The organism is Burkholderia sp. HAN2018 (assembly GCF_024704855.1).
Taxonomy (GTDB): Bacteria; Pseudomonadota; Gammaproteobacteria; order Burkholderiales; family Burkholderiaceae; genus Burkholderia; species Burkholderia cepacia.
Genome location: NZ_QOBB01000300.1, coordinates 1 through 7,501, shown reverse-complemented (window position 1 = coordinate 7,501; position 7,501 = coordinate 1). Strand labels below are relative to the sequence as shown.

Below are 7,501 nucleotides of genomic sequence, written 5' to 3'. Positions count from 1 at the left end.
GGCGTTGCCGGTATCGGCGGTCACGCCGGCGCCGGCCGCCGACACGGACGCACCGCGCCGCTACGTGCTGTGGGGCGCGCTGGTCGTCGCGGTCGGCGTGCTCGGCACGATCGCGTGGCGCCTCGCGAAAGGCGGCGGCGAGTCGAGCGGCCGCGACGAGTGAGGCGGCGCGGTCGAGTCGGGCTTCGATCGCCACGCGGTCAGTGTGGCCGGCGCACGCGGGTTGAGGCAGGTGCGGCCCATCGCCCATCGCGATCTCGTCGCGCAGGTGAAGGACCTGTCCGATCCGGCCGCCTACGTGCGGATCGGTGCGGCCATCTCATGAAGGATCGCGTCAGGGCATAAAAAGCGCGTAAACGTCCGTTTCGCCGCGGCGCGGCGGGGGTGTCTCGAGGGCCGTACACGAGCGGGAGCGCCACACTCCGCTCATCCGGCGTTTACGCGGCAAAACAGGAGCAGGAACCGGAGCACGGCGTTCAGCCGAAGGTGTAGCGCCCGTGCTGGCGCGGACGCCACGGCGACGAGCGGCAACTCGCGGCACCGGCCGCGCGTCGCGCCGCCCAGCCTGCGCCACGTCGCACGTACCGATCGCGCCGGACCAGCGCGGCCACGCGCGACGGCAACGCATGAGCAACGCGCCGCACGGCCGCCATGCGCGCGGCCATTCGCGACGCCGGCGATGCCGACGACATCCGGCGCACGACATGCGCGACGGGCCGCTTGCAGAGGATCGCGCTGTCGTAGCGCTTGCCGTCGAAGCGCATCACGTCGACGACGTCGAAACCCTGCGAGCCGTAGAACGCGAGCAGGTGCGAAGCGGGATGCGGCGTATCGAGCGCGAGCAGCGTGTAGCCGCGCAACGCGGCCCACCGCTCGGCGAACGACAGCAGCAACGCGCCGATCCCGCGGCTCTGGCAATCCGGGTCCACCGCCACCTGCCGCACGCTCGCGACGCCTTCGCGCCGGTACAGCGGGCAGGCCGACGACGGATCGGTCGCATACAGCGTGGCCGTGCCGATCACGCGCCCGCCGCACACGGCGACGTAGCACTCGCCCGCTTCCGCGCGACGGCGCGTGACGGCCTCGTCCTGGTCGACACACGTACAGTTGAGCCCCATCGCGCCGAGCCGCGCGAACGCGCGATGCAGCATCGGCGTGAGTTGGGCATAGCTGTCGAAGGCCGGATCGAAACGCCGCACGATCACCCGGTCGGCGCACGCGGAAGGCGGCGCGGCAGGCGTGTGTTCGGCGATCGCGTTCCAGGGTATCGACATTGCCATGCTCCGTGGTTGGGATGCCCGAAGTCTATGAGCGCGCCGATGGCCCCCGCAAGAAAAAATGTCGTAAAAGTTTGGGGACGTGCGTGCGGGAGAAACGGTTGCGACGGTGCACGCCGCGGCGGCGCGTGCGTCATTGCGAACGCATGACGGCACACCGATCGTTGCGCACGCAAGCAATGCATCGAGCGCGACGACGTCGATCGCCGGCGCGCGCCGTTGACACATGCTGCAGCGCCATCCACACTCGCCGGATCCTTTCCGTTCCAGGCGCGCCCATGATCACCTGCTTCCTTCGCTACGTCATCGATCCGTACAAGCTCGACCAGTTCGAAACCTACGGCAAGATGTGGATTCCGCTCGTCGAGCAGTTCGGCGGCACGCATCACGGCTACTTCCTGCCGTCCGAAGGGGCAAACAACATTGCGCTCGCGATGTTCTCGTTCCCGAGCCTCGCCGAATACGAACGCTACCGCGAGCGCTCGATGGACGATCCGGCCTGCCAGGCCGCGTTCCGCTACGCCGAGGAAACGCGCTGCATCGTCAGCTACGAGCGCAGCTTCTTCCGGCCGGTGTTCGACTGACGGGCCACGGCCCGGCGCATCGCGCCCCTTTTCCTGACCGGGACGAAAAAAAGCCCCGCCTGCATCCGCGCGGCGGGGCCAACCCATGTCAGTAGAGACATCATGGAGGAGACGGGCCCATCTTATCGACCGCGGCCGGCCAGCCCAACCAAGCATTTCTGCTATCGATCCGTGCGGCCGCGCGCACGATTGCCCGTGCCTCCCGGCATATCGATAGAACGAAAAGTCGTTTTCAGAGTGGCGGCGGGGTCGTTACCATCTGGTTTTTAAGCCTGTGCTTAGCCGGGCAAGCCATCCCCAAGGAGCGCCCCTTGACTGCATTCGATCAACACCGCCGCCCGTTCGTCGTCGGCATTGGCGGTACCACCCGGGCAGCGTCGTCGACCGAACGCGCGCTGTCGTTCGCGTTGCGCGGTGCGCAGGCAGCCGGCGCACGCACGCGCCTGTTCGACGGCCCGTTCCTGCATACGCTGCCGCACTACGCCCCCGAACACAAAACGCTGACCGACGCGCAGCGCGAACTGATCGACGCCGTGCGCCAGGCCGACGCGATCATCATCGCGACGCCCGGCTATCACGGCGGCGTCTCCGGCCTCGTGAAGAACGCGCTCGATACGCTCGAGGAACTGCGTGCGGACGATCGGCCCTATCTCGACGGACGCGCGGTCGGCCTGATCGTCACCGCGTACGGCTGGCAGGCGGCGGGCACCGTGCTGACGTCGCTGCGTTCGATCGTGCATGCGCTGCGCGGCTGGCCGACGCCGTTCGGCGCGACCGTAAACACGCTCGAAACGCGCTTCGACAGCGCCGACAGCTGCTCGGATCCGAAGGTCGTCGCCCAGCTCGAGACGGTCGGCACGCAAGCGGCCGAGTTCGCGCTCGCGTTCGCGTCGCATCGCGCGGCTTCGCATGCGGCATCGGTCGATGCGCTCGCGCCTGTGCTGAAGATCGCCAACCAGTAATTTCCCCGCCTTTCACCGCCCGCGCCCGGACGCCCCCGTTCGCCGGCGCGGGCGGTGCACATTCGGACGAACGGCCGCGCGCCGTGCACGCCGACGCTGCCCCCGGTTGCCCTTTCCCCGTACCCCGCGCCGATAACGATTCGGCCCGCCGCGTGATTTGCATTGGCCGAAAGATTGGTTCACGCGGCCGGCGGGTTTTCGTACGCTGAACATCCGAACTCTCTCCGCGCACGCCATGAACCGTACGATCCGCTACAAGGGCTACGAAGTCGCCCCCGCTGCCGCCCGGTTGCCGAACGGGCTGTTCGCTGCCAACCTGACGATCGCGAAGGCAAGCAGCGGCCCGTCGCCGCGCTCCGTCTCGTTCGACGCGATCGATTTCTTCTTCGAGGAAGAACACGCGCTTGCCTACGCGTCCCGCTGGGGCCGCCTCTGGGTCGACACGCACGCGTGACGCACGCCTGGCCGGCGTGCGCATGGCCGCTCGAAAATACGCAATTACGGAAGCTATGCAAGAATCTTTCGATCCGTAATCGCACAACAATAGCCATGAGTGACACGCTGCAGGAACAGCACGCAGCCGCAGATCACGCAATGCGCAACTGGACCTTCGAGAGGCAAGGTCCGGTCCGGATCGGTTCCGATGCGCACATGCAGATGTTCTGCCGCATGCTGCTCGACACACACAACCCGTACAAGCCGGCGGTCATCGACTGGCCGGCGCTCAAGCCCGCCGAGCTCAAGCGGCTCACGTCGCTGCCGATCTGGGACATCGCGGTGCAAACCGAAGGTCGTGCATCGATCCGCGTCGCGACCTATGCGGCGACGGTCGGCGATCCGCTGCTGCGCCGCGCGCTCGAGATGGACGGCGGCGAGGAAGCGCGCCACAAGGTCGTGCTGTCGAAGCTCGTCGAGGCATACGGCATACGGCTCGCCCCCGAGCCACCCTACCCGGCGCCGAAGGATCCCGAGTGGTCGTGGATGGTCACGGGCTTCAGCGAATGCATCGACAGCTTCTTCGCGTTCGGCCTGTTCCGTTCCGCGCAGCGCTCCGGTTATTTTCCGCCCGAACTCGTCGACACCTTCGAGCCCGTGATCCAGGAAGAAGGCCGCCACATCCTGTTCTTCGTGAACTGGTACGCGTGGTACTGGCGCAGCCTGCCGTGGTGGCGCCGGCCCTGGTTCTTCGCGCGGGTCGCGGCCGTGTGGGTGCATTTGATCCGCGAGCGCATCGGCATCGCGCGCGGGATCGACGCCGACGGCGTCGCGCGCGACGCGAACTTCCCGGCGACGAACACCGCCGACATCGGCGAAGCGCTCAAGCCGCGCGAGCTGATCGAACTGTGTCTCGCCGAGAACGATCGGCGGATGGCCGGTTACGACAAGCGCCTGCTGCGCCCGTTGTTCGTGCCGCGTATGGCACGGCTCGCGCTGCGGTTTCTCAAGAAGTAACGCAACCGCTCCGGGCAAGGGCCCGGTTGCCCGGTCGAGCATCCTGGCAACCGGGCCTCGGCCATCATCACGTCCGGGCCGGCTGAATGCCGGCCGGAGCCGGCCGGTGGCAATCGCATCGTCCGCATCCGGGCGCGCAGCAGCGCAATACGCTGTGATCGACGTATCCGTTCTGCTCTGTGCCCCATGCCCCGCGTCCCGTCCATACCTCGATGCGCGTTCGTCACACTTTGCATGGCGAGCCGCATCGCTCGGGCTGCCCGGCCCGCCGCCCGCTCGACGCCGCCACATCGCATGCGGTGTGAAACCTCACCGGCCTGCATCCACCTGCCAGATGTGGCGCCCTCGACACATTCGCTCACGCCGTTGTTTCTTCGGCGCTTCGAGGCGCGCGGACAAATTGTCACACCCAGGATTTGACAATTCAGGGGCGTCGGCCAGCGGCTTTAACAACCTGCCGCCAGCACGCGCAAACCGGTAGCGGGTAATGCCTCCCGGACGGGCTCGCCTCGTCGTCAAACCCCACACGAATGTCAACATCAACGAAATAGTCAATAGGACAAATTCGAAATACGAATGACGACGGCCCTGACCATCGCCCTGTAGCACTTTTTTACAAATTCGACGCGCCATCCCGCCCGGAACGCCCGTCACACGGGCCATCGCAGCGAACGAAATGCGCATATCAGCACAGCCCGGCATTCTTAATTTTGAATTAAATTGATTTAAAGATAATCCAGTAAATCAATAAGAAATCGAAACTCAAATCTCGAATTAACAAATTAACGAGGTGGATATCCAATTATCGCAAAACACACTGCCAAACATTACAAATTAGAAAGGAATGCCTCGCTCGCAAACGTTTGCTATTTCACTTTCCTTACTTTTGCTCCCGAAGCATCTGTAACCTACCGCACAAAACAAACATAACTCATTGATTTTTATAGATAAAATGCCGAGCATGCCGAGGGAGCTAGATCCTACATTTTTCATTCTTACATCTTACAAATTCATTCCTCATTGACGCATCAAAACACGGCTTATTAACCATCCTTTAACTTTTCAAACCCGATATTTATCACTTTTTAGCAATCTGAAAAATCCTCCTCCAATAAACTCCGCCCATCAATTTTGAGATTCGCGCGAGCGCACGGAGCATTCCTCTAACAAAAGAGACCGGTGTGTGGCGTGCACATTTGGAGGTAGCAGGACATGAACCGCACATACCGCTCGATCTGGAACGAAGCCCTCGGCGCCTGGGTCGCTGCATCCGAACACGATTCGGCACGGGGCAAGCCGAACAAGTCGGCTGTCTTGGTCGCCGCAGTCGCGGCCCTGGCGATCAGCCTGCCCGGGCTCGCCGAGGCCAATACGATCAACACACAGCAGACCTGCCTTACGGGAAGCAGCGGCGCGGTCGGCCGCGTGAACCCGGGTGGCACGCAAAACCAGGCCGGCGACGGCTCCGGTACGTACTCGGTCGTGGCCGGGTGTAACTCCAACGGCAACGGTTTCACGGGTGTCACGGTTTATGGCGCGTTTGCACAAGCAAACGGCAACGGCGCCGTCGCCATGGGTATCCAGTCATCTGCCGCCTTGTGGGGTGTGGCAACCGGCCTTGAAACGACCGCCAGCGGCATCGGCGCGACCGCCCTCGGCTTCGGCTCGACGGCAGCCGCGCTGAACTCCGTCGCAATCGGCGGCGCGGGCGGCAACGGTACGACGCCGCTGTCGCAGGCAAACTCGACCATCGCATCGGGTGCGGGCTCGATCGCAATCGGCAGCAACGCAACGAAGGGCGCGCAGTCGGCCGCTTCGGACAGCATCGCGGTCGGCGGCCAGTCATCCGTCGCATCGGCCGCCACGTCGGGGATCGCACTCGGCCGCGGCGCGACCGTCAACGGCGCGTACGGCATCGCTCAGGGCGACGGCATCGTCTCCGGCGCAACCGGCCAGAACGTCGCGATCGGTTCGTCGGGTACGACGGCCAACAGTGGTAGCGCGAACGGCGGCGCGGTGGCAATCGGCCGCGCGCAAACGGCCAGCGGCGACGGCGCGGTCGCGCTCGGCACCAGCAACTCGGCGAACGGCACGGGCGCGGTCGCGCTCGGCAACGGCAACTCGGCGAACGGCACCGGTGCGGTTGCGCTGGGCAGTGGCAACAGCGTGACGGGGACGGGTTCGGTCGGTATCGGCAGCGGCGCCAAGGCGACCTATGCGGGTTCGAGCGCAATCGGTGCCTCGTCGTATGCGGGCGGGACTTCGGCGCCTGCCTCCGCTTTCGGGAACGGGAGTTCCGCGACGGCGAACTATGCAACCGCGATCGGCGTCAACGCCAGCGCTGCCGGCGGCGGCAGCGTTGCGCTGGGCGTGGCCACTGCGAGTGCGCTCCAGAGCGTTGCAATCGGCCAGCAATCCAATGCTTCTCAAGCCGGCAACATTTCGATCGGCTCGTTTGCGACGGCCAGCGGCAACGGCAATGCGGTCGCGATGGGCTATCAATCGACCGCTTCCGCCGGCAACGCGATGGCGCTCGGCTACCTGTCGACGGCCAACGTTGCAAACTCCGTCGCCCTTGGCAACAACTCGGCGACGATTGGTGCGGCGGACACGGCGACGGGCGGCACCGGTTCGGTCAACTCCGCCACGATCGGTGGCCAGACGTTCGGTAACTTTGCGGGCGCAAGCGCCGCCAACGGCGTCGTCAGCGTCGGTACGGCGGGCAACGAGCGTCGCATCCAGAACGTCGCGGCTGGTCTCGTCACGTCGACCAGCATCGATGCGATCAACGGTAGCCAGCTCTACTCGGTCGCGAGCACGACGACGTCGAGCATCACGAGCCTGTCGACGTCGGCTTCGACCGGCTTGTCGTCGGCGAATAGCTCGATCACGTCGCTCTCGACCTCCACGTCGACGGGTCTGTCGTCGGCCAACAGCTCGATCGGTTCGCTCTCGACCGGCCTCTCGTCGACCAATAGCTCGGTCACTTCGCTTTCGTCCTCCACGTCGACGGGGCTGTCGTCGGCCACCAGCTCGATCGGTTCGCTCTCGACCGGCCTCTCGTCGACGAACAGCTCGGTCACTTCGCTGTCGACCTCCACGTCGACGGGTCTGTCGTCGGCTACCAGCTCGATCGGCTCGCTCTCGACCGGCCTCTCGTCGACCAATAGCTCGGTCACTTCGCTGTCGTCCTCCACGTCGACCGGTCTGTCGTCGGCCAACAGCT

General features: G+C 65.2%; 7 protein-coding genes and 1 pseudogene. 7 read left to right on the top strand and 1 reads right to left on the bottom strand.

Annotated features, from left to right (window positions below):
- Window positions 1–163 (top strand): DUF3999 family protein (locus DPV74_RS37335; RefSeq protein WP_119339000.1); only part of this gene is annotated, 163 nt, incomplete at its 5' end.
- Window positions 164–184: 21 nt separating this feature from the next.
- Window positions 185–325: pseudogene (locus tag DPV74_RS37330) on the top strand (lytic transglycosylase domain-containing protein); the annotation flags it as partial.
- Between the two features lie 151 nt (window positions 326–476).
- Here the strand turns inward: DPV74_RS37330 and DPV74_RS37325 are convergent.
- On the bottom strand, window positions 477–1,274 hold the full coding sequence (locus DPV74_RS37325; RefSeq protein ID WP_060357775.1) for a GNAT family N-acetyltransferase: 798 nt from the start codon (window positions 1,272–1,274) through the stop codon (window positions 477–479).
- Window positions 1,275–1,555: 281 nt separating this feature from the next.
- On the opposite strand from DPV74_RS37325, the gene DPV74_RS37320 reads away from it, so the two are divergent.
- The 5 genes from DPV74_RS37320 to DPV74_RS37300 all read left to right on the top strand — a co-directional run.
- The gene (locus tag DPV74_RS37320) at window positions 1,556–1,861 is read left to right on the top strand and encodes an NIPSNAP family protein (protein ID WP_059697138.1); all 306 of its coding nucleotides are present in this window, start codon (window positions 1,556–1,558) and stop codon (window positions 1,859–1,861) included.
- Window positions 1,862–2,172: 311 nt separating this feature from the next.
- Window positions 2,173–2,823 (top strand): NADPH-dependent FMN reductase, encoded by a 651-nt coding sequence (locus DPV74_RS37315; RefSeq protein ID WP_027790596.1) that lies wholly within the window; start codon window positions 2,173–2,175, stop codon window positions 2,821–2,823.
- A gap of 235 nt (window positions 2,824–3,058) precedes the next feature.
- Window positions 3,059–3,277, top strand: coding sequence for a hypothetical protein (locus DPV74_RS37310; protein ID WP_021157097.1), 219 nt, complete (start codon window positions 3,059–3,061; stop codon window positions 3,275–3,277).
- A 95-nt stretch (window positions 3,278–3,372) separates the two neighbouring features.
- On the top strand, window positions 3,373–4,275 hold the full coding sequence (locus DPV74_RS37305) for a hypothetical protein (protein ID WP_059697139.1): 903 nt from the start codon (window positions 3,373–3,375) through the stop codon (window positions 4,273–4,275).
- A 1,212-nt stretch (window positions 4,276–5,487) separates the two neighbouring features.
- On the top strand, window positions 5,488–7,501 hold a 2,014-nt coding region (locus DPV74_RS37300; RefSeq protein WP_257943124.1), incomplete at its 3' end, for a YadA family autotransporter adhesin.